1 protein-coding gene is annotated in these 236 nt (G+C 73.3%); it reads right to left on the minus strand.

The window, feature by feature from the left end:
* Window positions 1–236: polyketide synthase dehydratase domain-containing protein (locus tag ACLF6P_RS30110; protein WP_415954600.1), on the minus strand; the 236-nt coding region annotated here is incomplete at both ends.

Raw genomic sequence — 236 nt, forward strand, 5'->3', positions numbered from 1 at the left:
CGGCGAACACCTCGCCCTCGCCACCGCGCCACACGGCACGCAGGCCCTGGAAGACGGGGCCGTAGCCGTAACCGAGGTCGGTCATGGTCTCGTACAGGCCGTCGATCGACACCGGTTCGGCGCCGGGCGCGGGCCACTCGGTGAGGGGGGTGCCGTCGTGCGGTGTCGTCGCGGGTGCGACGAAGCCGGTGGCGTGGAGGGTCCAGGTGTCCGCGTCGTCGTCGTTGCCCGCGGGT

Source organism: Streptomyces lothianensis, assembly GCF_047779955.1.
In the GTDB taxonomy this organism is placed as follows: domain Bacteria; phylum Actinomycetota; class Actinomycetes; order Streptomycetales; family Streptomycetaceae; genus Streptomyces.